The organism is Candidatus Methanoperedens sp. (assembly GCA_027460525.1).
GTDB lineage: Archaea > Halobacteriota > Methanosarcinia > Methanosarcinales > Methanoperedenaceae > Methanoperedens.
The window spans coordinates 51,388-75,398 of record JAPZAS010000019.1; the positions used below are offsets into that span (position 1 = coordinate 51,388).

The window sequence follows — 24,011 nt, forward strand, 5'->3', positions numbered from 1 at the left end:
TTGCAAGCCAAATAAAACCAATGCAAGACCAAAGCTTGTAAGAGAGTATTTTTTCTACAGCCCAAAAAGTTCCGATGATTTCCTTCTTAATGGATAGAATTTATAACATCCCGATGCCATCTTAGCCTAAAAATATGCCAAAAAGACCCGACATCAAGAAAGTGCTGCTGATAGGCTCTGGTCCCATAATGATAGGTCAGGCAGCAGAGTTTGATTTTTCAGGCAGCCAGGCATGCCGCTCACTGCGAGAGGAGGGCATCAAAGTCGTGCTTGTCAACAGCAACCCAGCAACTATAATGACAGACACCGACATGGCGGATGCCATCTACATCGAGCCGCTTGAGCCTGAGATTGTGGCTAAAATCATAGAAAAAGAGCGCCCAGACGGCATTATTGCAGGGCTTGGAGGTCAGACCGGTCTTAATATCACAACCGAACTTGCAGAGATGGGGGTGCTGGACAAATTCGGGGTTGAGCTTCTTGGCACATCATTGCAGGCAATCAAGGATTCTGAAGACCGGGATTTATTCAAGAAGAAAATGTTAAGCATCGGAGAAAAGGTGCCGCGTTCAAAGGCTGTGAAATCACTTGAGGAAGCTGAGGCGCTGATCGAAGAGCTCGGGCTTCCGCTCATCATACGCCCCGCATACACCCTCGGCGGCGCAGGCGGCGGCATAGCCCATACGCGGGAAGAGCTCCTTGAAATCACAGAGCTCGGGCTTGAACGCTCAAGGATTCACCAGGTACTCGTAGAAGAGAGCATTATCGGGTGGAAGGAATTCGAGTACGAGGTGATGCGAGACAAGAACGACACCTGCATCGTTATATGCAATATGGAGAACTTCGACCCAATGGGCATACACACTGGCGAGTCTATTGTCATAACGCCTTCACAGACCCTGTCCGATGCAGACCACCAGAGGCTGCGCAGCACATCCATAAAGATAATAAGGGCGCTCGGAATCGAAGGGGGGTGCAATATCCAGTTTGCCGTTCTCGAAGACGAAGTCCGGATTGTTGAGGTTAACCCCAGGGTTTCCCGCTCCTCAGCACTGGCGTCAAAAGCCACAGGTTATCCCATAGCAAGAGTCACTGCAAAAATCGCAATCGGCATGACGCTTGATGAGATCACCAATGATATCACCAAGAAAACCCCTGCCTCTTTTGAACCCACCATCGATTACACGGTCGTCAAAATCCCGCGCTGGCCTTTTGATAAATTCGTCACCGCAGATAAGCATCTCACCACTGCGATGAAGAGCACAGGCGAAGTGATGGCCATCGGCAGGACAATTGAGGAAGCCCTGCAGAAAGCGGTCAGGTCGCTTGAAGTGGACATGCACTTCGGATACAAGGAGTGGAGCAGCGAGGAAATATTGGACATCCTGCGCAACCCAACGCATGAGCGCCTCTTCGTCATATACCAGGCACTGCAAAACGGCATGACGATCGATGAGATTTCAGGGCTCACAGATATCGACCCTTTCTTCATAAGGAAAATCAGGAATATCATCGATATCGAGGATACGGTAAAAGAAGAGCTTTCCATCGAGAACCTGCGGAGGGCAAAACGCATGGGGTTGAGCGATGATAGAATAGCGTTTTTGTGCGGGAAAACGAGGGAAGAGATAAACGACATGCGAAGACTGCACGGCATCATTCCCACCTATAAGATGGTGGATACATGCGCGGCTGAATTTGCTGCTGCCACACCTTACTATTATTCCACGTACGAGGACCAGTGCGAGGCTTCACCTACCAACAAGAAAAAAGTGCTCATCATAGGCTCAGGTCCTATCCGCATAGGGCAGGGCATCGAGTTTGATTACTGCACCGTCCATGCGGTTACAGCGCTTCGTGAAGAAGGCATCGAGACCCATATAATAAATAATAACCCTGAGACCGTTTCCACTGACTACGATACCTCGGACAAACTCTTTTTTGAGCCCCTGACGCTTGAGGATGTCATGAACGTGATAGACAGGGAACGCCCTTATGGCGTGATGGTGCAGTTCGGAGGGCAGACCTCCGTGAACCTTGCAATTCCGCTCAAAAAGGAACTTGATAGAAGAGCCGACCTGAATACCGTTATCCTGGGAACAACGCCTGACGACATGGATATTGCCGAGGACAGGGGACGCTTTAACAGCATGATGAAAAAGCTTGGCATACTTCAGCCAGAGGCAGGGTGCGCCACCAATTACAGCGAAGCGTTCAACGAGGCAAGAAGAATAGGATACCCTGTGCTTGTCCGTCCCTCCTATGTGCTGGGGGGAAGGGCGATGGAGATCGTGTACGATGAAAGGGACCTTGAGCGATACCTGAAAGAGGCTGTGAAGGTCTCCAACGAGCATCCGGTGCTCATCGATGATTTCCTGGATAATGCAGTGGAGATCGATGTGGATGCCATATGCGACGGCAGGGATGTGTTCATCGGGGCAATAATGGAGCACATAGAGGAGGCTGGAATACACTCAGGAGATTCAGCCTGCGTCATTCCCCCGCAGTCCCTGAAGCCGGAGATACTTGCTGCGGTTCGCGATTATGTAAAAAAGATAGCCCTGGCTCTTCGCGTGGTCGGCGTAATCAACATACAGATGGCAACCAAGAACGGGTTGGTTTACGTGCTTGAGGCTAACCCAAGGTCAAGCCGCACCATTCCGTTTGTCAGTAAAGCTGTCGGGCTTCCGCTTGCCAAAATAGCTGCCAGGGTTATGGCAGGGCATACGTTGAAGGAGCTCGGGTACACGAGCGATCCTGTAACGAAGCATGTTTCTGTCAAGGAAGTACTGCTGCCTTTTGATAAACTCCCGGGCGCCGACCCCGTGCTCGGACCTGAGATGAAAAGCACTGGCGAAGTGATGGGTATAGATTACGATTTCGGAAGGGCCTTTTTCAAGGCAGAGTGGGCTGGCGATAATAAGCTTCCTCTTTGCGGCACGGTTTTCATGTCAATACGCGATGAAGACAAAGCGCTCATCGTAAAGGTGGCTAAAAAAATGGCTGCTGCCGGTCTTCGCCTTCTGGGTACGCGGGGCACTGCAGCGTTTTTATCTCGAAACGGGATCAGGATGGAGGTAATAAACAAGGTGAGCGAGGGCAAACCTAACGTGGTAGACCTTATCCATAAAAAGGAAGTGGACCTGATAATAAATACCCCAATAAGCAAGCAGACGGTGAAGGACGGTTATCACATACGAAGGGCTGCAGTTGACTTCAGCGTTCCCTACATCACCACGATACAGGCTGCGCTTGCTGCTGCCGATGCGATTGAAGCCATGAAGAACGGCGAGATCACGATCAAGTCTCTGGGCGAATATCACGCAGACCGATGATGGCGATTGAAAAGGCAAGCACAGGGCTGAGTTCAGGCGAAGCTCAGGATAAACTTTTAAAATTCGGTCCCAACCAGATTTTTAAACCAGCCAGAGTCAGTTTCTTCGGGATTGCCAGGCATGAAGTTACAGAGCCCATGATTCTTCTTTTACTGGTCGTAGGCTTTTTTTATAGCGTATGGGGAAAACTTGAAGACGCGGTTACCATCTTTGTTGTAATTGTTTTATTAGTTTTAGCCGAAGTTTATAACGAATTCCGCGCCAAAAAAGCAATTGCTTCTTTAGAAAAAATAGCAGCGCCCAGAACAAGAGTGTTAAGGGATGGAAAGGTCACTGAAATTGACTCAGAGAATGTCGTACCCGATGACATTTTAATTTTAACTCCAGGAACTAAAATTGCCGCTGATGCAAAAATAGAACGCTCTGCAGGCGTGCAGCTTGATGAATCCGCCTTGACAGGCGAGTCTTTTCCTCAGGACAAAAATATTGGGGATGGGATTTATGCCGGCACAGTAGTCCTCTCAGGCGAAGGATTAGCTTGGGTTTTTGCCACGGGCAAGAATACCAGACTTGGTAAAATTGCTGCCACTTCCAAGGAAATTAAACCGCCCAAAACCCCGCTGCAACTGGCGATGAAGTCTTTAGCGGGCAAACTGGTTTTTGTGGCTCTGTTTTTTTCCGTCATTATTCCCGTTATAGGAATTTTAAAAGGGCAGGATATAAAAACGATGATTTTAACGGGTCTGTCTCTTTCTTTTGCTACTATTCCCGAGGAACTTCCGATTATTATTACGATGGTTTTGGGGCTGGGGGCTTATACTCTCTCTAAAAATAAATTTTTAGTTAAAAGAATAAAAGCCGCTGAGACTTTAGGCAATGCCACCGTTATCGTTACCGACAAAACCGGGACCATCACTGAAAGTCTGATGAAAATTGTTTCATTTTATCCTGAGAATAAAGAGAAAGAAATTCTTGAAAAAGCCCTTGGTTCTCTAACAGAATATTCTTTATCCCCTCTGGAGCAGGAGATTAAAAATAAAGCGGGTGAGTTGGAGATAGGTACGATGCTGCCACGGGTGGTTCGCGGAAGAAATCTTGGCGAGGGCAGGAAAACAAAAGCAGTTATAAGGAAAAATGAGCTGGATTACGAATTGTTTTTGAGCGGTGCGCCAGAGGAAATTTTTGGAAGTTGTTCTGGTATAAGCGATGATATAAAAAATGCATTAGCAAGAGAAGCGGAAAAAGGCAGAAGGGTAATCGCTATTGCTTATAAGAAATTAACACCCCGGGAGATGAGCCTTGATTTTACTGACATCGAAAAGGAAATGGATTTTGCGGGACTTATAAGCTTTGAAGACCCGCCGAGAGAGGGAGTTAAAGAAACTATTGCCTTGGCAACGAAGGCTGGCATCAGGACAATCATGGTTACCGGTGACCATCCTCTGACAGCTCTTTTTATTGCCAGGGAGGTTGGTATTTTGACTCCTGATAATAAAGTGTTGACAGGCGAAGATTTAGGTCATTTAACGGACGAGGAATTGCAGAACACGGTGAAAGAATTTTCCGTTTTTGCCAGGACTACCCCCGAACATAAATACCGGATTGTCAAAGCATTACAAAAGAACGGGGAAGTAGTAGCTGTGACCGGCGATGGAATTAACGATGCGCTGGCTCTGAAAGGTGCGGATATCGGTATAGCGATGGGAATCAGGGGAACGGATGTAGCCAGGGAAGCAGCGGAAGTTGTGGTGGCGGATGATAACTATATCACTATTGCTCAGGGTATTTTTGAAGGCAGGAAGTTTTTTGATAACCTGCAAAAAGGAATTAAATATTATCTTTCGGTGAAGGTTGCTTTGGTATTAATTTTCCTCCTGCCTGTTCTTTTAGATATGCCTATGCCTTTCGCCCCTATTCAGATAATCCTCCTGGAATTATTTATGGATTTAGCCGCATCTGCCGGTTTTGTCGCCGAGGCAAAAGAAAAAAATATTTATTCCAGACCGCCTCGCAATCCCAGGGAAAACATATTCAATAATCAGGTAATCAAAGACTTTTTAACCAAGGGAATAGTCCTTTTTGCGGCGGTTATTTCTGTGTATTTTTATGCCCGAAGCCAGAGTTTAAGTCTTAGAGAGACGCAAACCTTTGCTTTTTCAGCATGGATTTTTGGTCATATAGTTCTGGCTTTTATTTCTCGCTCTGACAAAGAATCCATTTTCTCTCTGGGAGTATTTGCTAATAAGGTTATTGACCTCTGGGCAGTGGTGGCAGTCACCTTTCTTGTTTTGGGAATTTATATCCCGTTTTTGAACGACAGATTTAATCTCGTAGCGATCAACTTTACTCAGCTAATACTCATTGCCTTAGCGATGATATTCATTATCGGTTTGTTGGAGATGAAAAAAATATTGTCGAAGCAGAATAGAGTTAATTGATTCGATGAAAGAAGCAAAAATCATCAATCTGAAGAAAACACTTGATGAAGCCCTCAAAATAGACGAAGCAGCGCTTGGCGAGAAGATAAAAGCCATCGGCTTTAAATGCCGAAAATGCGCGCGGTGCTGCCGGGCGGAGCACGGCGATAACACGGTATTCATCTTTCCTTTTGAAATAAGGCGCATCTGTGAAAAAACAGGGCTTCGAAGGGACGATTTCGCGATTCCAACGCCTTCGCAGGACAGGGATGCGAAAGGAAATATCCACACCTTTGAATGGGTGCTGGGGAAACACAAGGACTGCATTTTCCTGAAAGAGGGCTTGTGCGGGATATACGAAGTCAGACCTTATATCTGCAAGACCTACCCTTTCTATTTACTGGATGGGAACCTTATGGTTTCAGAGTGCGAGGGACTGGGAGGCGAGATGAGCGGCGAAGAAAGCCGCAAGCTGGCTGCGCTGCTGAAAGAAAGGTATATCTCAGAGATTAAAGAATCGGCTGCGCTCCTTGAGAGGTTTGAGGGCTTCAAACCAAGAGGTACAGGAATCTGCGTGCACGACAGCGAAGGTGAGCACTGGGTTTGACACATTACAATTATAAACCTTGAACTATTATTACGTTACATGAAACTGCTCGCATTATCAGATCTTCACGGCGATTACTCCCATGTCGAATCCATTCGCGACCAGGCAGGGGATTTTGATGTTGTGATTATCGCAGGCGACATAACGAATTTCGGACCAGATGAGCGTGCGCTTGAGCTTCTGAAAATGTTTGCCGAGCCTGTACTTGCCATACCGGGTAATTGCGATAACCCCTCGATTCTGAAGCTCCTGGATGAGAATACCATAAACCTCCATAATTCAGTCCATACCATGGAAGGATTGACTTTTTTAGGGCTTGGAGGCTCGAACCCAACGCCTTTCAATACCCCGTTTGAACTCTCGGAAAAGAAGATAGGTGAATATGTGGGCATATTATTGAGCAGATTGAACGGAAGGACGGTTCTGTTATCGCACGCTCCCCCGCTCAATACAACCGACAGGGTGCAGCGGGGGAATGTGGGCAGCGAGGCACTGACAAGATTCCTTGGGCGAATCGAGCTTATTGTTTGCGGGCACATACATGAAGCCCGCGGTTGTGTGTGTGTGAAAGGCACCCATGTGGTGAATCCCGGTGCAGCCTCGAAAGGACACGGCGCCCTGATTACGATAAAAGATGACATAAGCGTAGAGTTTATTGATGTTTAAAAAACTTTGGGAAAGTTTTATCAAAAGAAGGGTATGCTTTGCATACCCTGTCCGCATAAAGCGAGGTGTCGCTAAAACTTTAAGAAAGTTTTATCAAACGAGGGGTATGCAAAGCATACCCCAACACCGGGTAAAGCGAGGTGTCGCTAAAACTTTAAGAAAGTTTTATCAAACGAGGGGTATGCAAAGCATACCCCAACACCGGGTAAAGCGAGGTGTCGCTTTATGAAAATCGCAATCTCTGGGAAAGGCGGGGTGGGAAAGACCACGCTTGCCGGCACACTTTCGAGGCTTTTTGCAAGAAAAGGTTACGATGTTCTGGCAATCGATGCAGACCCCAGCATGAACCTCGCCACTGCGCTTGGAATAAAAAACCCCCCGAAGCCTCTCACCGAATTCAGGGAACTCATCGATGAAAGGGCTGGAGGTCCGGCAGGTTTTTTCAAAATAAACCCGAAGGTGGATGACATCGTTGAAAAATTCGGGGTAACAGGACCGGACAATGTGAAACTGCTGGTTATGGGAACGGTTGAAAGGGGAGGGAGCGGATGCATGTGCCCTGCAAGCTCTTTTTTGAAGGCGCTCCTTAGGCATGTGATTCTGAAGCTCAACAGCGTTGTTATCCTGGACATGGAGGCAGGAGTTGAGCACCTCGGGCGCGGCACAACAAAAGGAATGGATTATATGCTTATAGTAGTTGAACCCGGCGCAAGGTCGATAGAGACTGCGGGGAGAATTGCAGAACTTGCGCGCCAGATCGGTATCAGCAAATTCGGGGCTGTCATCAACAAAGCCGGGGATGAAGTAGCGGGAATCGAGGAAAGGCTTAAGGAATACCGTCTGCCTGTAATAGGTGTAATACCGTATGATGCTGCCCTTGTTCGGGCAGACATGGATAATGTTGCGCCCATTGACAGCAGCGGAGCAGCGCTATCGGCTATAAAAGAGATTTTTGAGAAGATATCCGAGGGACAGGTGTCATGAAAAAACCGGAAAGGCTTCCATGCGGATGCAAATGCATCGACGAGATGCTAGGCGGTGGGTTTGAGTGCGGCATTGTTACCCAGTTATACGGCGCTTCTGGTACGGGTAAGACCAATATCTGCATCCAGCTTGCCGTGGAAACCGTAAAGCTTGGGAAGAAGGCGATTTTCATAGACACAGAAGGATTCTCAGCTGAGCGGTTCAGGCAGATAGCCGGCGATAATGCAAAAAAAATAGCTGGCGATATAATCATATACGAGCCCGCAAGCTTTGAGCAGCAGTACTCTGCAATTACGGATATTGAAAAGTTGATGAACGAGAAAATCGGGCTGATAATCCTGGATTCTGCAGCGCTTTTCTACAGGCTGGGGCTGACGCAGGATGATTCTGAAGAACAAAACGTGGGGCTGCGGCGCGAGCTTGTGAACCAGATAGGGATACTCCACGGAATAGCGAGAAAGTACAGCGTGGCTGTGGTGATCACAAACCAGGTCTTTAAAGATGTTACCACTGGCGAACTCTGTCCAGTGGGAGGGAATGCGCTGGAGCACCTCTCGAAGACGATTATCCTGCTTGAGAAGACAGGTATGAGCAAGCGAAGAGCCATGCTGCGGAAGCACAGGTCAAGAAGCGAGGGGGTTTACTGCGATTTCGTGCTGACGGAGAGCGGCGTGGAATAGAGTTGAGAAACTCCTGCTCCGCGAAAGGAGTGCGTTCATAATTCTGTTGCGGTGATTATACGAAAAACGATAAATAAAGGTATAAAGATAACGAGGATAATGATGGAAAAGACATTGGGAGTAAAATTTTTAAAAGCTTCATTGATATATTTTGTCATAGGAGTTACAACGGGAGCTATTATGACCATAGGACCGGTCTATGATTTTATAGTATTATCAAAACTATTTGAAAGAGCTCATGCTCATATAAACCTTATTGGATGGGTAAGTCTCTCAATAATAGGGTTTATATATTATTTTATATTAGGAAACCTTGACAGACCTTTATACAGCGAAAAGCTGGGAAATATGGGTTTCTGGCTCATTAATATCGGTATATCTTCAGAGTTCCTTGTATTACTCATAGGGGGATATGTACAAGCATCTTCGTTCCAGGCGGGAGATTTCGCAATGGCACATATGAGTACTGTGCCTTACACGATGTTTACAATAATATTCGCCTTTGTAATTATGGTAGGAGTTTATCTGTCTATATATAACATATATAGGACATTAAGTCGCTGAATTCGTTAGGGAATTTTAGAGGGTTTAATATCGTTGTATCTTTGCGCTTTTAACAACGAACAACACCTTTTGATTCATATATATATCCTATCCCCATTGGCTGGAGCTTTCGATTCCACATCGAGCTCTTCCCCTATCCATTCCGCAAAGCCCTGGGTATTTTCCCCGTGCACCGCAAAAACAGTTTCCGTGCCATTATCTGCGAATTTCTTCACCACTTCCTTTAATTCCTTATCCCCGCAGTGAGCAGAGAAATCGTACTGCTCAAGCCTGCAATTGAGCTTCAGCGTATCCCTTCCATCCTCAATATACCCGCTTTGCAGCGCCCTTCTCCCGTTTGTATCCTCTGCCTGGTAGCCTGTGAGATGGAGCTTCGATTTCGGGTCGTCGTGTATTTCCCTCAGGTAATAAAGCACAGGACCCCCGTTCAGCATGCCTGCGCTGGTCACGATGATGCATGGTTCTTTGATGATAGCCGCCCGCTCTTCCGGCTTTACTATACTGGAACTGCTGAATGCCTTTTCAAGTTTATTCATGTCACGAACAGATTGCGGCTTTCTTTTTATGATGTCGAAGACATCCACACCCATGCCGTCCACGTACGCATGGAGCCCGTGTTTTTTCAGTATCAGCATCATCTCCTGCGTCCTTCCTATGCTGAAAGCGGGAATTATTGCTTTTCCACCGCTCTCAATGGTCTCGCTTATGGATTCTATAAACCGCTCCTCCAGTATCTTCCTTGGAGTATGGTTTTTCCCAAAGTACGTACTCTCTATCATCAGTACATCGCTCTCTGGATATTCCGTGTCAGCGCCTCTTTGCAGCTCTGTCTCGATTGTGTTTATGTCCCCAGTATAGAACAGGCTCTGCTTATCCTTTTCAATATAAACCGAGGATGAGCCGGGAATATGCCCCGCATCAAAGAGGCATGCAGAATAGCCTGAGGTTTCGAACTCCTCCCTGTATTCGATTGCTTTTGCCTTTCGCTCGAATTCCTGAATCTCGTCGATGTAATAAGGAATTACATGCCCTTTATTTTCTGCTATCTTCAATGTGTCCCTTGCAAGAAGAGCTGACAGCTTTGCGGTCAAGGATGTGCAGTATATCTCTGGCTCAAGATCCATGAGATTAGGCACAAGTCCGCAGTGGTCAAGGTGTCCGTGGGAGATTATCAGGGTTTTTGGTCGAAGCCCGTTTGAAGGATATGTGGGCGGGTCGGTGGGTTTGATTCCGTAATCGAGGAGAAGCTCTTCGTTTATAAGAACGGCAGACCTTCCTACTTCACGTGCTCCTCCCAGGAATCGTAGATTTATGTTATCGCCTCTGATTATCCATTACTACGGAGGATGGCGTAAAATCTTTCGGTATGGATGTATTTTTCAAATCGAAAACTTTATCTTAGAATAGTGATATTGAACTCTTGGGTTAATATGGTACAATTTAAATCTATTACTCTCATAACTGCCATTGGGCTGGTAATTTTATTTTCGGGATGTGTAGGTAACCAAACAGGCACACCAACTCCCACACCAACAGAAACATCCACACCAATAATGACATCCACCCCTACAGTAACATCCACACCAACTGTAATGGTAACAACACCTCAACCAATAGCGACGACCCCCAGCGTACTGTTATACGGCGCTCTCTATGTGGATGCACGAATGAAGAAACTTTCGACTTGGGGAAATGGCACGTATGAATTTACTTCATTACAAGCCAAAATAACTGATGTAATAAACATTCCTATCTCAATAAAAGCACAAATAGTGAGTGATGGACAAATTCTTGAAGAAAATTCGTTCACTCTCGAAAGTGGTAGCAGTTATACCCTTGCAAATAAAGGATCACATTTAATCAATAGCACCAATGTCAGTCTGTGGCTGTTGGCTGAAGGTTATCAGCCAACCGAGTATAAAATCACGACAATATATTCCTAAGACTGATTGAGAGTATTTTGGGCATTTTTTATCATTTTACATTACACCAGCTATTTTCATAACCGAAACATATAAAAATCTATAAGCCTTATTTCTGCTGTTTTAGGTAAATCCTAAGAATGTATTGTAAATTAAAACAACTATTGACATGAATTAAAGAGAATTTATGAAAAAACTTTATGAAAGTTTTATCAAAAGAAGGGGTATGCGCAGCATACCCCTATACCGCATAAAGCGAGGTGTCGCTAAAACTTTAGGAAAGTTTTATCAAACGACAGGTATGCGAAGCATACCTGAACACCGGGTAAAGCGAGGTGTCGCTTTATGAATATATTAAGACGAGGGCGGCTGTCGGCAGAATCGAGTGAAGACATCATGCGCTTCACTTCCTCTATGGAAACGGATAAGCGCATATTCGATGCTGATATCGAGGTGGACAGAGCCCATGTTGTCATGCTCAAAGAGCAGGGCATCATCAGTGCCAGGGATTGTTCTGCTATCCTTTCAGGGCTGGATAAAATACAGAAGGAGGGGATTTCAGCCCTTGATAACAAATACGAGGATGTCCACATAGCTCTTGAGGCAAGGCTCATAGAGCTGGTGGGCGAGGATACAGGCGGCAGAATGCATTCGGGGCGTTCACGTAATGATGAGGTCACAGCATGCATCAGGCTCACGCTGCGCAAGGAACTTTTAAACCTCTTGGAAGAAGTCCATGAACTGGTTACAACCTTCCTTAACGTTGCGGGAAAACATCATGAAACCATTATGCCGGGCTACACCCATACCCAGCATGCCCAGCCCACGACGCTTGCTCATCATCTTCTGGCGCATGCGAATGCTCACCTTCGCGACATTGAAAGAATAAAAGGAGCCTGTGCCCGAACAAACCAGAATCCCCTCGGGGCTGCCGCATTTGCTTCTACAGGATTTCCAATAAACAGGGAAAGGACAAGTGAACTGCTTGGCTTCGATTCTGCGATCGAGAATTCCATGGATGCCGTGAGCACGCGCGACTTTATGATCGAAAGCATAAGCTGTTTTGCCGGTATAATGACAAACCTAAGCCGCCTTGCAGAAGAACTCATCCTGTGGAGCACCTCAGAATTCGGCTTTATCGAACTGGATGATAAGTATTCGTCCACTTCATCTATAATGCCGCAGAAGAAAAACCCGGACATCGCAGAACTCATGCGCGGGAAAACGGGAACCGTTCACGGTGCGCTCATCTCGGTACTCACGATATGCAAGGCTCTTCCGTACAGCTACAACCGCGACCTGCAGGAGGCTACACCACACCTCTGGCGCGCTGTGGATACGGCGAGGTCCTGCGTGCGTATGGCAGAGGGCATGCTCGACACGATGAAGGTCAAAAAAGAAAGGATGAAAGAGGCATCGTATATCGGGTTCACGACAGCTACTGAGCTTGCTGATACCATCGTCCGGGCAACAGGCATACCTTTCAGGACTGCGCACCATATCGTGGGCTCGGCTGCAAAGACTGGAAAAAAACCAACTATTTCCCTTCTGGATGAACTCTCATTAGAGATAATCCAAAAGAAATTAAGCGAGAAGGGTCTTTCAGAAAAAGATGTTCAACAGGCGCTTGACCCGATGGAGAACATAAGGAAACGCTCCGTGTCGGGAGGTCCAGCTCCGAAAGAAACCAGGCGCCAGAGAACCATTATCAGGAAAAAAAATACAGTATGCGAGAAGGATATAAGGCTCATCCGGAAAAAAATCCAGAAAGCAAGAGAAAAACTCAATCTTGCGTGTCAGCAATATTCGTGAAGGGTATGAACGAGGAGCTGCAAGCGGTGGTGGAAGAAAAAAAAGAAGAGAATAGTGTTCCTCCGCTTCCTTCCAATAGCCAGCGCGCATTCTGTGTGTCGCTCCCCGCATCAGGCGGAAGACCATTGAAATTGACGGGAGACAATCCGCACGAGTTTATACAATTTCTTAAGGAATCATCCATAGCATGGCTAAATTTCCCTGTAAGCGACATAAAGAAAGATTCAGAAATTATCGCTATGTCCCTCGGCTTCAGTTCTTCGCTTGTCCCCACCCTTTTCTCAAGTTACCTTTCAGCTTACGAAGATCGCGATACTGAAATAGGATTGATGCTGCCCGCCGTTTCTGTAAAGAAATTTGAAGTCCTCGTGAGTCCCATATTGATCCTGATAAGAAAAGACCTGATTCTAACCATCCATGACGCGAAGGTCAACCGCCTGGTGCGCTTTTCCCGTTATGCCGATGCTTTCATGAGAAAAATCAAACCCACACTTATAGAGCAGGATAAACTGAGCATAATTCTCACAAGGATAATTGATGAAAATAACAGCAAGAATTTTGACTACTTGCGCGAAATAGAGTCTTATGGGGATGAGCTTAGCCAGATTCTCATGGATCCTAGGACCCCAAGAGGTATAATTGGCCCTGAAATCCATAAAATGAAGCATGCATTGATAAATTACCTGGATACGCTTTGGGCTACCCTTGATGTGGTGAATTCCCTCCGCCACGGCGATGCAGAACTAATAACGGACAGCCCCAAATTACTGGCGCGCCTCGGGATTCTTTCAGATGACGTCAACAGGCACATAGCGCTCAGCGAACACATGTCCGAGGTGCTGGCTTCAGGGCTTGAAGTGCTCCAGAGCATTTACAACAACCAGCTTCAGGTTTTAAATAACAGGCTTGCCCTTGTCATGACGTGGCTTACCATACTCGGAACTGCCGTGTTAGTACCAAACACTCTTGCAACTGTTTTCAGCAATCCTGCCTTCGATATGGGACCTCAGGATAAAACATGGTATTCCCTGCTCCTTATTTTTTCCACAATATTTGCGACATGGGCAGCTTACTGGTGGATAAAAAAGAAGGGACTGCTGCCATTTAAAGTGGACTGATTATTTCTTCTTGGATAGAAGATTCGAAATCAGCAGGATAGCCACCATTACCACAACTATTATACCCAGCACTAAAAGCATTGAATACACGACATTCTCTAAGGCACCTGGCGCAGGGGTTTCCTTTGGAGTCACAGATGCAGTTGGCGTTGGGGTCATGGTCGCGGTGGGAGACGCTGTTGTTAGAGTGGGCGTAGGTGTGGGAGTTGGCGAAGGTGTGGTTACTGCAGGTGTTACTGAAGCAGGTTTTTGCAGATTCAAGACTTTAAATGCCAGATTTCCCTGTGTATCGATATCTTCATAGATTATTTTGCTTCCATCCCTGCTCCACCTCGGGTTTTCCTGCTTAAAGCCGCCGCCATCCAAAAGAGGTTTTTCCCCTGTACCGTCCGGGTTTATGATGAACAGCTTATCTCCTGATGAGGTTGCGGTTTCAGTGGAAACGTAAAGTATGCCGCCCTGACCCCAGGTCGGGTCATATTTTTTGAGACCGTCGAAGGTAATCTGGGTTTTATTTGTTCCATCCGCGCTTGCGGTGAAAAGCTGCAGATTATTTTTACTGTCGTAGGAGACGTATACAAAGGAATTTCCATCCGGGCTCCACGATGGATTCCACTGGCGTAAGTCATCCATTACTACCTCCTTTTTTCCTGTTCCGTCGAGATTTACCTCAAATACCTTATCATCATTTGTCACGGGGTCAAACGAGGTAAACAGTATTGTTTTTTTCACAAGGTTCCACGAAGCGCCTCCCGAAGCAGGCGGTTTATCCTCTGGCGCCAATCCCTGTCGGGCCTTTTCATCAAGAAGTTTTCTCAATCCGGAACCATCTGGATGGATAAGGAATATCTTTTCTAACCCGTCAGTGTCGTAGGAAAGAAAAGAAATGTCCTCATCCAGCCATGTCAAGCCCCATTTTTTAGTCATGTCGCTGGTGACCTGTTTTTTCCCGCTGCCGTCTATATTTATCATGAAGATCTGCTGATTATTGGAGGCATCGTAGGCAGCATAGGCTATGGAATTCCCGTCAGGGCTCCATGCAGGACTCCATGGTGTTCTTATATCGCCGGTGTTAATAACGGATATGCTTGCGATATTCAGGTCGGATGATGCCGGAATTGCAAGTAGTGATAATGAAACCAGACAAATTAATATATGTGATACTTTCATAATACCCAGCATATACTATGTATAAACCATGATAAATGTTACGATGTGTCTTTAATGCTTCTCAGAAATCAAACAGCGCTTTCTGCGGTTTACAGTTGTTCTTTTGCTCAAGCTCAATCCGCCCATACTGCCCCCCGCCACCGGGATGTACTTTTACCTGTCCGCACCTGAGGGCAATTATTGCATTGATGACCCGCTCATCCACGCCTGAATTCTTGATATCCGCATCAACAAGCACAGCCACCTCCGACCCGTACTGTTCTATAAGCGCATTCCAGATTCCCTGCACGCCTTTTGTATTGGTACCTGTTCCCAGCGCCATTGCGATTATCTCGGATAAAGGTATCAGGTGAAGGTAGGGGGGTCTGTGAGCCGGGTGCTTGGGTTCATCGTACGACGCAAGTTCATTGACCCTGTCTTTCACTCCTTTTTTAATTATCCCTCCGCACACGCACCTCCAGCTTTGTATGATGCTCTCACGAAGGGTATAATGTCTGAAACATCGAATGCAGGCGCTCTCATTGTATTTTCCCTCTTCAGGATAAAAACCCACATTGAGAACAGGTTTCCTTCCTTTTTCGCGTATTATAGCCATCTTAAGTTCATCAAAACTGATATCGGTCATCTCAAAGCGGTTGAACTCCCGCGCGAGTTTATTAACATAAGGGGAATGCGCATCCGAATTTGAAAGAAAAGTGAGGCAGCTAAGTTCTGAGATCCTGTCCGCGTAAGAGGTGTCTGCACTCAAGCCCAGTTCTAAAAAATAGATACGCTCTGCCATGTCACCGTAGCACTCCCTGAGTGAGTTATGATACGCATACATGGCAGTCCAGGGCGTGAAGGCATGCGCCGGACCGATTAGCGCACCTGCATCCTTAGCAGCCTGCGCAATCTGGACTCCGTCCAATCGGACATTCGGCCTGCCGTCTGAGTCTATATCTTTTGAGTGGGGCCTCATTAACTCGTACAGTTCTTGCGCCTTTGATATTGAAGGTACAATCAGGAGGTGATGCACCTGATTTGTATCCTCAACCTCGGTTGTTAATACGAAGTACGTATCATCTAATCTGAAAGCTCCGTTCATTTCTTTTAACTTTTTTATCTCAGCCAACCACTTGGGATGCAGGCAGTCCCCTGTTGCAACGAGCTGGATGCCCTTCTTTCTGGACTCGGCGGCAAGGGTGGGCAGGTCCATCTTCGGGGAGGTTGCCATGCTGTATTTTGAGTGAATGTGAAGGTCTGCGTTTACATGCATGATGCTTCTCAATTACCTGTTGTAATATATTGTTGCTTCTTCGCTGTCATTCCTTCCCGATAAAGAATTAGGTTGTCTCGAAATTGGATAATCTCATATTATTATTTAAGGGATTTCGGGGGAGTGCTTTGTACTCCTGGAACATTTTTAAAAATTGGAGCGCATTTTTTTCCCTCTGGATATTCTTGTCAGCGTATATATTTTGAAGAGCTTTAACTATTTTTGGATTGTTTGTCACATCAAGACACAACTGGCATGTATCAGAGTATCTGCGGCGCAAAGTGAGCAAAGATGAAAGCCCTCTGTCATGTAAGTCTTTGATAAATCCCTTTGGACCGCATGTGTTAATGACCTTCATGAAAGGGTTTGTAAGTCCCCTTTCTAAAATTTCTCGCAAACTTTCCCTGGATGCATTACCTAAGTAAAGGGGGTTCGATTTCTTCATGTATTTCCCTGGACCGCAACAGGCATACACATCTCCTCCCGGTACGATGTCAAGAGCAGTAACTGTCTCACACGCATCCGCGGGTGGAGAGTGACAGACACAAAAATGCTCCATTGGCAGGCTGCACGCCCTTCCAAGCCGCACGGGATGGTGAACGTGAATATCCGCATTCGTATGATTCAATATGCTTTTGGCATGATCACCGTAATTATCTCCCTTAGCCGAGATGACTCTAACATGCACGGGTATTTCAAGGGAATCTGCAGCCTCTGCGACCCGAATACAGCGATCCTCTCCGATAAACTCCAAATGATAAGGGTCAAGGCTCACTCCAAGCACATCAAGACCATCCTTTTTCAAGTTTGCCAGGGTAGTGTAGGTAAACTTCCAGTCCACAGCCCAGTATGCATTTGTCATGACAGATACGATATATCCGCATTTTTTGGCTTCCGCAATAAGAGTACGCAAACGAGATAGGTCAAGAAATGGTTCTCCCCCTGTGATACTTATATGGTCTACTATTCCCTTTGCCTCTCTTATATACGAAAATGCCTCCTGGATACTCATCTGATCACGAATATGCGGACTGGAATTCGTAATGCAATGCCTGCACGTCAGGGGACAGGCTAACGTCACCGATAACCCAAGACAGGTATAACTGAAGATGCCATTGGGCATAGCTAATATCTTTTCCTCATGTGCGTTATCCCTGAACCTCGAAAATCTTTCCATGATTTTTTCCAATCCTCGCTGAAAGTCCGGATTATAGTTTGGCTCGTGAAAAGACCCGCTGGAATCGTGCATGTATTGGCCGGACATGTCTTAATCGGCCCATCAGTTACATTGGGAACAATGACATGAATGTCACTGTCACTTGAATTTACAAACATGCCTCCTTTTAATTCTTGGCCTCTCCACACCTTCAAAATCTTTGGTTCATTTAAAAAATATTCAGGTACTTCGATTGAGACATACCGGTTTTTATAATCACCTTTTGTTTCAACCTCGACAACGAGCCCCAATTTAACAAACTCCTGGCTTATTTCACTGATAACATCTCCAATATTTTTAGATACTTCAGCGCACGCTTCTTTAACAGCCTTACTTATTTGTTGCGGAGTACTAAAACCATTCAGTTGCCTAAGTATTTCCATGGCAGCATGGTTCATACACACCACAATGTCTTCATCCTCTTGAGTAAGGTAAATCTCCTCACCAACTTCTGCAAAATACATTCTCCCACGATGTTTTAATAGTTTTGGCATAGCAATCTCCTTTTCTATTATTGGAAAGGTAAAACAAAATCAACTTCGAACTCATAAATCCGAAAGCTACAGAGTTATCCAAAGTGTAATTTTGGTCCCACCTCGCCAATGTTTTTAATGATAGTATCCCTTAATATAACTAACGGTTGATAGGTTTTCGGAGTTATTTAATATTAATATAGTTTTTTAAAAATTTAATAAAAAATTTACTCTTTTCCCTTCCTGATCAAAAAATGGAAATGCTCGCCTTCCTTCCACAGTTTCAAAAACTGATGCCCTGCACGTTTAGCCCACCTTGGGATATCCTGCACAGCCGCAGGGTCGTCTGTAACCATCTCCAGTACCTGCCCCGCTTCCATCGTTTCCATCTCCTGCGTGGTATTAAAAATCGGAATGGGACAATAGAGTCCAACGCAGTCCAGGAATCTGTCGGGTTTAATTTTTTCTTCTTCGCTCATCTTCGCTCACTCTCCCGCCATGCTTTTCGTAAAAGATCTTATCTTGAAGCGCTTTCCTGAAGCCCTCCTCGTGTTTGGGAGGAGGCGTCTCGGGGTATCCAATCGGGATAACCGTAAGTAGGAAATGTGTTTTCGGTACTTTAAGTATTTCTCTTGTCTTCTCACGTTCTGTGCTCACCCAGCATGTCCCAACACCAAGAGCCCATGCTGCAAGCATCATATTCTGTACAGCCATGGCAGCGGCGAACTTTGTTTCGCCTATCCCCTCAACCCAGGAGAATTTTTCATTTACGGGCGGCACCACAACTGCGATTGCCATGGGTGCTTCTTCAAGGTAGCCTGAATACCTCGCATATCTGGAGATGGATTTCAATGTTTCCTTATCCTTGATGATTATGAATTCCCAGGGCTGGGTGTTGAACGGGCTGGGAGCCCATCGTGCAGCCTCCAGTACCTTAAAAAGAACATCATCTGGAATGATATCAGGTTTAAAATTGCGGACTGCGCATCTATTCCGGATTGCTTCGAATACATCCATACTTTCCCTTGATTAAGCTTAACCCGAAGGCATTTAATTCTTTTGGTGACGTAATAGTGATGTGATAGCAAATAAATAATACAGGTTATTTAATCCCCAGCACGTCCGCCATTTCGTATATGCCCGGCTTCGCTGTCGAAACCCACACTGCAGCTTTCACTGCGCCTTTTGCAAACGCCTGCCTGCTGTGTGCCTGATGTTTTATTTCGATGCGCTCCCCGTCGCCTGCGAATAGCACTGTATGGTCGCCAACGATATCTCCACCGCGAACAGCATGGATACCAATTTCATTTGAGCGGGGAGAAAGACCGTGCCTGCCGTAAATGAACTCCTTTTTGCCCAGCGTTTTTGAAATAATTTCAGCTGCCTTCATGGCAGTGCCGCTTGGCGCATCCTTCTTCTGGTTGTGGTGGGCTTCTATAATCTCGATATCATAATCAGAAAGGCGCTCTGCTGCCTGAGAGAGCAGACCCCAGAAAACATTCACGCCTATGGAGAAATTAGGCGTGATAACGGCAGCCACATTGTTATCTCTAATAGCCTTTTCCATAAGCTTGCGCTGCTCTGGTGTGAAACCTGTTGTCCCAACGATGAGATTTGCCTTTTTCCGTGCGCCTGCAATCACGTTTTTTACAGAGGCAGAAGCTATAGTGAAATCAATAAGCACATCGGGTTTTGACCCGTCTAAAACACCATCAATGTCATTTGCATCTCCCACGAGCACATTTAACCTGCCAATCCTCATTACCTCGCCTATGTCCTTACCTATGTTTGTCACATCTATTGCAGAAACAAGTTTTAAGTCCCTGGATTTCAGGACATTTTCAATAATGAGCCCTCCCATTTTTCCACAGGCGCCGCTTACAGCGATTTTTATCATAAAAACTCACTTTATCAGGTGAAGGTCGCTCAGCGCTTTTTTTAACTTTCGCTCGTTATCCTCGCTTATGGGCGCAAGCGGAAGCCGAAGATTCCCTGCCGGGAGTCCGATAAGCTCAACCGCCTTCTTTACAGGGATGGGATTTGTCTCCAAAAAGACTGCCCGTATAAGTGGAGCAAGGGCAAGATGCAGTTTCCTTGCCTCATCGAGATCACCCCTGTTAAAAGCCTCGACCATGGAAACTACAAGTTTCGGGGTGACGTTAGCAACCACAGAGATTACACCCCTGCCGCCAAGAGCCATAATAGGAAGGGTGAGGGCGTCATCCCCAGAAAGTACTACAAAATCCTCATCCAGTGTCATTTCGATAATCCTGGTAATCTGTTCAAGGTTTCCGCTTGCTTCTTTTATCCCTACGATATTGCTTTCTTTTGCAAGCTCTGCCACGATTTCGGGCTTGAGATTGATGCCTGTGCGCGATGGGACATTGTATAAAATCATGGGGATATCAACTTCGTTTGCAACCTTCTTAAAATGAGCAAGCATACCCCTGTCGTTGGGTTTGTTATAATAAGGAGTTATCAGAAGCACGACTTCCGCGCCAGCATCCTTTGCAAACCGCGTCAGCTCCAGCGCCTCTGTCGTGTTATTTGAACCCGTTCCTGCTACAACCGGAACAGTGGAGCAATCCACCGCGATTTCAATGACCTTTTCATGTTCCTCGATGGAAAGGGTCGCAGACTCGCCGGTTGTTCCGCAAGGAACGATGCCGGAGACCCCGTTTTCAATCAAAAATTCGATATTCTGCTGCAGACCTTTTTCGTCTACCTTATTGTCCTCTGTGAAAGGAGTGATAAGGGCAGGCAGAACACCTTCAATCATAATTATCTCTTTCTGATAGCCTTTACCCTTAACTGGCGTACGATATACCCCGCTACGCGGTTCCTGATACCCTTACTCTCGATGTCTGTATATTTGGTGACATTCTCTTTGTTCTGCCCAAAGTCGAGGGTGAAGACATCGCCGTGCTCTTCGAGTAACTGGTGTGCCATTGATTTGATGTATCCGGGTCTAATATTTCCCATAGTTGATCTCCATTTTTCTTCGCATACAACTCCATCGTTCATATAGATTTCTGGGATACAAACGAGTTTCAGTTGAGTTGGTGTTCAATCACACCAATAAAACCCGCAGGATTGACGATAGCAACAATTATTCTTTTTACCGCTATTCTTGACCCTTTTCCTTGCACTCCTTGCCGAACTTGATGCCCCAGGAAGCCCACATCACCCCGAGAATCGCTGTCACCGCGAGTAAGGCTACCAGAATAACGGCAATTTTTTGAAAAAGGCTGAACGACGAAGCGAAGAATGCAACGTAAATTATTGCAAAGATTAACCCGCCAAATAAAACTACTATGGATACAGTGACTCTTGGCGCAAGTCCTGGTGGTATTTCTTGAGTTTCATTCTGGTTCATATCATTACCTGCTTACTTCTTCTTTTTCATATATTTTTACTGTTTTTGGCATTACGTCGGGACGCCTGTCGGTGATAAAGTAAATATAAGGTGTGACATGCACTAAATATTCCAGATACCCTTTAATGAAATTACTTAATCCTTCATTTCTGTGCCCAAGTATCAATATTACAAACCACTGGATAATCATGCATATTACTGTGATGAATCTGTATACTACCAATACTATGCCTATGACAATCCAGTACAGGATTCTGACTAAAAGCTCTAACCGACCTGCATCATGCTCATATACAAATAGCTGTTTTATTTCCCCAGATTCTTCATTCATAAGATACCACCTCTTTAAAGTCCATATAGCTTTTTTAAAGCCTAATTATACCTCATCTCCTTGCAGCTTTAAGAACATTATGGTGGTCATACAGGGAACCTGCAAAGTAATGTTATTGTGCTACCACAGATTTATTTTATCAAAAACCTATCTTGCTATAATGAAAAGGATACTTTTAACAAACGACGACGGCGTATATTCCACCGGGCTTAAGGCAGCCTATGAGAGCGTGAGGGACATAGGGAACGTAATTGTAGTTGCGCCATCCACGCAGAAAAGCGGTGTGGGACGCGGTATATCCATCTTCGAGCCTCTTCGAATATCGCTTGCCAGCCTGAATGGCTTCAAGGCATATGCAGTTGCGGGCACTCCTACGGATGCGGTCATCCTGGGATTATTCTCGATAATGAAAGAAAAGCCAGACCTCGTGCTTTCTGGTTTCAACGTGGGTGAGAACATCAGCACCGATACGGTTACCACGAGCGGTACCATCGGGGCTGCACTCGAGGCTGCGAGCTACGGCATACCTGCAATAGCTGCATCCATACAGGTTCTGGACGAAGGGGATAAGTTCGACGACCACCGCGCATATAAGTACGACTTTGATGTGGGAATAAAGCTAGTGAACAGGATTGCTAAAAACGTTATCAAGCAGGGGCTTCCCGGCGGCGTGGACTTGCTCAATATCAACATACCGAGGCATGCCACCATGGATACAGAAATCGAAGTTACACGCCTCGCAAAAAAGATTTTCATAACAGGCGTGGAGGAGCGCCATGACCCAAGAGGCAGACCTTACTACTGGATAAATGGGGATTTGATCCGGGATGCTGAGGAGGGTACGGATGTCAGGGCTGTTATGAAAAAAGGGCATATCTCAGTTACTCCATTAACGCTTGATTCCACTGCGCGGGTCGACTTTAAGGAAATAGATGCATTGTTGTAAGAAGCGATAGAATGGTTAAAGTTTCAATCGTAAAATGTGAAAACTACGACCACCAAAAAGTCAGGAATGCCATTCTTAAAAGTCTTGAACTCATCGGCGGGCTTGAGAAAATAATAAAACCGGACGATAACGTGCTGCTCAAGGTAAACGCCATAGCGGGCTTTCCTCCCGAGCGGGCTGCAACAACTCACCCTTCCATAGTCGGCGCGATGGTGAAAATAGTAACAGAGGCTGGCGGGATTCCCTGGGTGGGGGACAGCTCAGGCGCTTACGGCTTTACTGCGCAGTCGCTGGAGTTATCGGGAATAAAGAAAGCCTGCGAAGACTCTGGGGGCAGGCTTATCAACTTTGAATCCACAGGCACGTATGCTGTGGCTGTAAACGGCAGGGTTCTGACCACCATCAATGTTGCAAAACCTGCAATGGATTGCGATGTGCTTGTTTCCCTTCCCAAAATGAAAACTCACATGCTCACCAAATATACAGGCGCTGTAAAAAATTTTTATGGCGTTATACCCGGAGGGGGAAAAGCTGCAATACACAGAATGGCGCCCTCAGAAGAGAGCTTGAGCCATGCTGTTGTTGACATCTACTCTGCCCTTAAGCCGAAGCTTGCGGTTATGGACGGCATCGTGGGTATGGAAGGGGATGGCGCCACCAATGGAACCCCGATAGCTTCTAAAGTTATTCTGTCAAGTACGGATTGCGTGGCTCTGGATGCTGCAGCCTCGGAGGTGATGGGATTTTCGCACAGGGATATCCTGACCACATGCATTGCACATGAACGGGGACTCGGCATCGGGGAGCTTGACCACATCGAGGTAAATGGAGAGAATATCCATGACGTGAGAATCAAGTTTAAAAAATCAAGCCGCATATACTACAAACTGCCGACTTTTTTGGGGAAATTCGTATTCAAGAACGCAGAGAATATGTCACGAGTGGAAATAGCCGGGGATGACTGCAAAAGATGCGGGATATGTTTTGAAAGCTGTCCTGTTTCGGCAATCACCCTTGAACCCCCTCTTATTGACCAGAAAAAGTGCATAAAATGCTACTGCTGCCATGAGCTGTGCAGGAACGGCGCAGTAAAGCTGAAAACATCCTATCTCGGGAAGCGGCAATTGAAACGCTGGCTT

General features: G+C 46.1%; 24 protein-coding genes. 12 read left to right on the top strand and 12 right to left on the bottom strand.

The annotated features are described in order from the left end of the window. Positions 1 to 134: 134 nt before the first annotated feature. The 7 genes from carB (at position 135) to O8C68_07320 (ending at position 9,253) form a co-directional block, all read left to right on the top strand. Entirely contained in the window at positions 135 to 3,335 is a 3,201-nt protein-coding gene (gene carB / locus O8C68_07290) for a carbamoyl-phosphate synthase large subunit (protein MCZ7395605.1), read from the top strand. Next, positions 3,332 to 5,773 (top strand): cation-transporting P-type ATPase, encoded by a 2,442-nt coding sequence (locus O8C68_07295; GenBank protein ID MCZ7395606.1) that lies wholly within the window; start codon positions 3,332 to 3,334, stop codon positions 5,771 to 5,773. The genes carB and O8C68_07295 overlap by 4 nt, the downstream gene beginning before the upstream one ends. Positions 5,774 to 5,777: 4 nt before the next feature. Then, a complete protein-coding gene (locus tag O8C68_07300) occupies positions 5,778 to 6,359 on the top strand; it encodes a YkgJ family cysteine cluster protein (protein ID MCZ7395607.1) in 582 nt (193 codons plus the stop codon). A 39-nt stretch (positions 6,360 to 6,398) separates the two neighbouring features. Further along, positions 6,399 to 7,025: a metallophosphoesterase family protein gene (locus tag O8C68_07305; protein ID MCZ7395608.1), complete on the top strand. Its 627-nt coding sequence runs from the start codon at positions 6,399 to 6,401 to the stop codon at positions 7,023 to 7,025. 225 nt (positions 7,026 to 7,250) lie between these two features. Further along, positions 7,251 to 8,009: an AAA family ATPase gene (locus O8C68_07310; protein MCZ7395609.1), complete on the top strand. Its 759-nt coding sequence runs from the start codon at positions 7,251 to 7,253 to the stop codon at positions 8,007 to 8,009. Further along, entirely contained in the window at positions 8,006 to 8,689 is a 684-nt protein-coding gene (radB, locus tag O8C68_07315; protein ID MCZ7395610.1) for a DNA repair and recombination protein RadB, read from the top strand. The genes O8C68_07310 and radB overlap by 4 nt, the downstream gene beginning before the upstream one ends. Positions 8,690 to 8,788: 99 nt before the next feature. After that, positions 8,789 to 9,253 carry a cbb3-type cytochrome c oxidase subunit I gene (locus tag O8C68_07320; GenBank protein ID MCZ7395611.1) on the top strand — a complete coding sequence of 155 codons (465 nt, stop codon included), beginning with the start codon at positions 8,789 to 8,791 and terminating at the stop codon, positions 9,251 to 9,253. 74 nt (positions 9,254 to 9,327) lie between these two features. On the opposite strand, the gene O8C68_07325 is transcribed toward O8C68_07320, so the two are convergent. Beyond that, positions 9,328 to 10,566: an MBL fold metallo-hydrolase gene (locus tag O8C68_07325; GenBank protein ID MCZ7395612.1), complete on the bottom strand. Its 1,239-nt coding sequence runs from the start codon at positions 10,564 to 10,566 to the stop codon at positions 9,328 to 9,330. A 117-nt stretch (positions 10,567 to 10,683) separates the two neighbouring features. On the opposite strand from O8C68_07325, the gene O8C68_07330 reads away from it, so the two are divergent. The 3 genes from O8C68_07330 (at position 10,684) to O8C68_07340 (ending at position 14,105) form a co-directional block, all read left to right on the top strand. Further along, positions 10,684 to 11,196, top strand: coding sequence for a hypothetical protein (locus O8C68_07330; protein ID MCZ7395613.1), 513 nt, complete (start codon positions 10,684 to 10,686; stop codon positions 11,194 to 11,196). 324 nt (positions 11,197 to 11,520) lie between these two features. After that, on the top strand, positions 11,521 to 12,987 hold the full coding sequence (argH, locus tag O8C68_07335) for an argininosuccinate lyase (GenBank protein ID MCZ7395614.1): 1,467 nt from the start codon (positions 11,521 to 11,523) through the stop codon (positions 12,985 to 12,987). Continuing rightward, positions 12,969 to 14,105 (top strand): hypothetical protein, encoded by a 1,137-nt coding sequence (locus O8C68_07340; protein MCZ7395615.1) that lies wholly within the window; start codon positions 12,969 to 12,971, stop codon positions 14,103 to 14,105. The genes argH and O8C68_07340 overlap by 19 nt, the downstream gene beginning before the upstream one ends. Here the strand turns inward: O8C68_07340 and O8C68_07345 are convergent, their stop codons facing one another. The 11 genes from O8C68_07345 to O8C68_07395 form a co-directional block, all read right to left on the bottom strand. Then, on the bottom strand, positions 14,106 to 15,275 hold the full coding sequence (locus O8C68_07345; GenBank protein ID MCZ7395616.1) for a hypothetical protein: 1,170 nt from the start codon (positions 15,273 to 15,275) through the stop codon (positions 14,106 to 14,108). It lies immediately after the preceding gene. A gap of 61 nt (positions 15,276 to 15,336) precedes the next feature. After that, complete coding sequence (locus O8C68_07350) at positions 15,337 to 16,530, bottom strand: TIGR00375 family protein (protein ID MCZ7395617.1); 1,194 nt, start codon at positions 16,528 to 16,530, stop codon at positions 15,337 to 15,339. Positions 16,531 to 16,597: 67 nt separating this feature from the next. After that, positions 16,598 to 17,707 carry a radical SAM protein gene (locus O8C68_07355; GenBank protein ID MCZ7395618.1) on the bottom strand — a complete coding sequence of 370 codons (1,110 nt, stop codon included), beginning with the start codon at positions 17,705 to 17,707 and terminating at the stop codon, positions 16,598 to 16,600. Next, positions 17,656 to 18,240, bottom strand: a complete 585-nt coding sequence (locus O8C68_07360) for a hypothetical protein (GenBank protein ID MCZ7395619.1) — start codon at positions 18,238 to 18,240, stop codon at positions 17,656 to 17,658. The genes O8C68_07355 and O8C68_07360 overlap by 52 nt, the downstream gene beginning before the upstream one ends. A gap of 206 nt (positions 18,241 to 18,446) precedes the next feature. After that, the gene (locus O8C68_07365) at positions 18,447 to 18,698 is read right to left on the bottom strand and encodes a sulfurtransferase TusA family protein (protein MCZ7395620.1); all 252 of its coding nucleotides are present in this window, start codon (positions 18,696 to 18,698) and stop codon (positions 18,447 to 18,449) included. Next, a complete protein-coding gene (locus O8C68_07370; GenBank protein MCZ7395621.1) occupies positions 18,676 to 19,236 on the bottom strand; it encodes a nitroreductase family protein in 561 nt (186 codons plus the stop codon). The genes O8C68_07365 and O8C68_07370 overlap by 23 nt, the downstream gene beginning before the upstream one ends. An 85-nt stretch (positions 19,237 to 19,321) precedes the next feature. Then, positions 19,322 to 20,116 (bottom strand): 4-hydroxy-tetrahydrodipicolinate reductase, encoded by a 795-nt coding sequence (gene dapB, locus O8C68_07375; protein MCZ7395622.1) that lies wholly within the window; start codon positions 20,114 to 20,116, stop codon positions 19,322 to 19,324. 6 nt (positions 20,117 to 20,122) lie between these two features. Next, positions 20,123 to 20,998, bottom strand: coding sequence for a 4-hydroxy-tetrahydrodipicolinate synthase (gene dapA, locus O8C68_07380; protein MCZ7395623.1), 876 nt, complete (start codon positions 20,996 to 20,998; stop codon positions 20,123 to 20,125). Positions 20,999 to 21,000: 2 nt separating this feature from the next. Continuing rightward, the gene (locus O8C68_07385) at positions 21,001 to 21,201 is read right to left on the bottom strand and encodes a 30S ribosomal protein S17e (protein MCZ7395624.1); all 201 of its coding nucleotides are present in this window, start codon (positions 21,199 to 21,201) and stop codon (positions 21,001 to 21,003) included. Between the two features lie 142 nt (positions 21,202 to 21,343). Then, entirely contained in the window at positions 21,344 to 21,595 is a 252-nt protein-coding gene (locus O8C68_07390) for a hypothetical protein (protein ID MCZ7395625.1), read from the bottom strand. A 4-nt stretch (positions 21,596 to 21,599) separates the two neighbouring features. Then, positions 21,600 to 21,926, bottom strand: a complete 327-nt coding sequence (locus O8C68_07395) for a DUF4389 domain-containing protein (protein ID MCZ7395626.1) — start codon at positions 21,924 to 21,926, stop codon at positions 21,600 to 21,602. A gap of 160 nt (positions 21,927 to 22,086) precedes the next feature. On the opposite strand from O8C68_07395, the gene surE reads away from it, so the two are divergent. Together surE and O8C68_07405 are read left to right on the top strand one after the other, a co-directional pair. Then, positions 22,087 to 22,872 carry a 5'/3'-nucleotidase SurE gene (surE, locus tag O8C68_07400; protein ID MCZ7395627.1) on the top strand — a complete coding sequence of 262 codons (786 nt, stop codon included), beginning with the start codon at positions 22,087 to 22,089 and terminating at the stop codon, positions 22,870 to 22,872. 11 nt (positions 22,873 to 22,883) lie between these two features. Next, the coding region (locus tag O8C68_07405; GenBank protein MCZ7395628.1) for a DUF362 domain-containing protein at positions 22,884 to 24,011 on the top strand (1,128 nt) is incomplete at its 3' end.

What these genes read in the sequence shown, in the direction of transcription:
- carB (MCZ7395605.1), top strand. Translation starts at nt 135, where the DNA reads ATGCCAAAAAGACCCGACATCAAGAAAGTGCTGCTGATAGGCTCTGGT.
- O8C68_07295 (MCZ7395606.1), top strand. Translation starts at nt 3,332, where the DNA reads ATGATGGCGATTGAAAAGGCAAGCACAGGGCTGAGTTCAGGCGAAGCT.
- O8C68_07300 (MCZ7395607.1), top strand. Translation starts at nt 5,778, where the DNA reads ATGAAAGAAGCAAAAATCATCAATCTGAAGAAAACACTTGATGAAGCC.
- O8C68_07305 (MCZ7395608.1), top strand. Translation starts at nt 6,399, where the DNA reads ATGAAACTGCTCGCATTATCAGATCTTCACGGCGATTACTCCCATGTC.
- O8C68_07310 (MCZ7395609.1), top strand. Translation starts at nt 7,251, where the DNA reads ATGAAAATCGCAATCTCTGGGAAAGGCGGGGTGGGAAAGACCACGCTT.
- radB (MCZ7395610.1), top strand. Translation starts at nt 8,006, where the DNA reads ATGAAAAAACCGGAAAGGCTTCCATGCGGATGCAAATGCATCGACGAG.
- O8C68_07320 (MCZ7395611.1), top strand. Translation starts at nt 8,789, where the DNA reads ATGATGGAAAAGACATTGGGAGTAAAATTTTTAAAAGCTTCATTGATA.
- O8C68_07330 (MCZ7395613.1), top strand. Translation starts at nt 10,684, where the DNA reads ATGGTACAATTTAAATCTATTACTCTCATAACTGCCATTGGGCTGGTA.
- argH (MCZ7395614.1), top strand. Translation starts at nt 11,521, where the DNA reads ATGAATATATTAAGACGAGGGCGGCTGTCGGCAGAATCGAGTGAAGAC.
- O8C68_07345 (MCZ7395616.1), bottom strand. Translation starts at nt 15,275, where the DNA reads ATGAAAGTATCACATATATTAATTTGTCTGGTTTCATTATCACTACTT.
- O8C68_07350 (MCZ7395617.1), bottom strand. Translation starts at nt 16,530, where the DNA reads ATGCATGTAAACGCAGACCTTCACATTCACTCAAAATACAGCATGGCA.
- O8C68_07355 (MCZ7395618.1), bottom strand. Translation starts at nt 17,707, where the DNA reads ATGGAAAGATTTTCGAGGTTCAGGGATAACGCACATGAGGAAAAGATA.
- O8C68_07360 (MCZ7395619.1), bottom strand. Translation starts at nt 18,240, where the DNA reads ATGCCAAAACTATTAAAACATCGTGGGAGAATGTATTTTGCAGAAGTT.
- O8C68_07365 (MCZ7395620.1), bottom strand. Translation starts at nt 18,698, where the DNA reads ATGAGCGAAGAAGAAAAAATTAAACCCGACAGATTCCTGGACTGCGTT.
- O8C68_07370 (MCZ7395621.1), bottom strand. Translation starts at nt 19,236, where the DNA reads ATGGATGTATTCGAAGCAATCCGGAATAGATGCGCAGTCCGCAATTTT.
- dapB (MCZ7395622.1), bottom strand. Translation starts at nt 20,116, where the DNA reads ATGATAAAAATCGCTGTAAGCGGCGCCTGTGGAAAAATGGGAGGGCTC.
- dapA (MCZ7395623.1), bottom strand. Translation starts at nt 20,998, where the DNA reads ATGATTGAAGGTGTTCTGCCTGCCCTTATCACTCCTTTCACAGAGGAC.
- O8C68_07385 (MCZ7395624.1), bottom strand. Translation starts at nt 21,201, where the DNA reads ATGGGAAATATTAGACCCGGATACATCAAATCAATGGCACACCAGTTA.
- O8C68_07390 (MCZ7395625.1), bottom strand. Translation starts at nt 21,595, where the DNA reads ATGAACCAGAATGAAACTCAAGAAATACCACCAGGACTTGCGCCAAGA.
- O8C68_07395 (MCZ7395626.1), bottom strand. Translation starts at nt 21,926, where the DNA reads ATGAATGAAGAATCTGGGGAAATAAAACAGCTATTTGTATATGAGCAT.
- surE (MCZ7395627.1), top strand. Translation starts at nt 22,087, where the DNA reads ATGAAAAGGATACTTTTAACAAACGACGACGGCGTATATTCCACCGGG.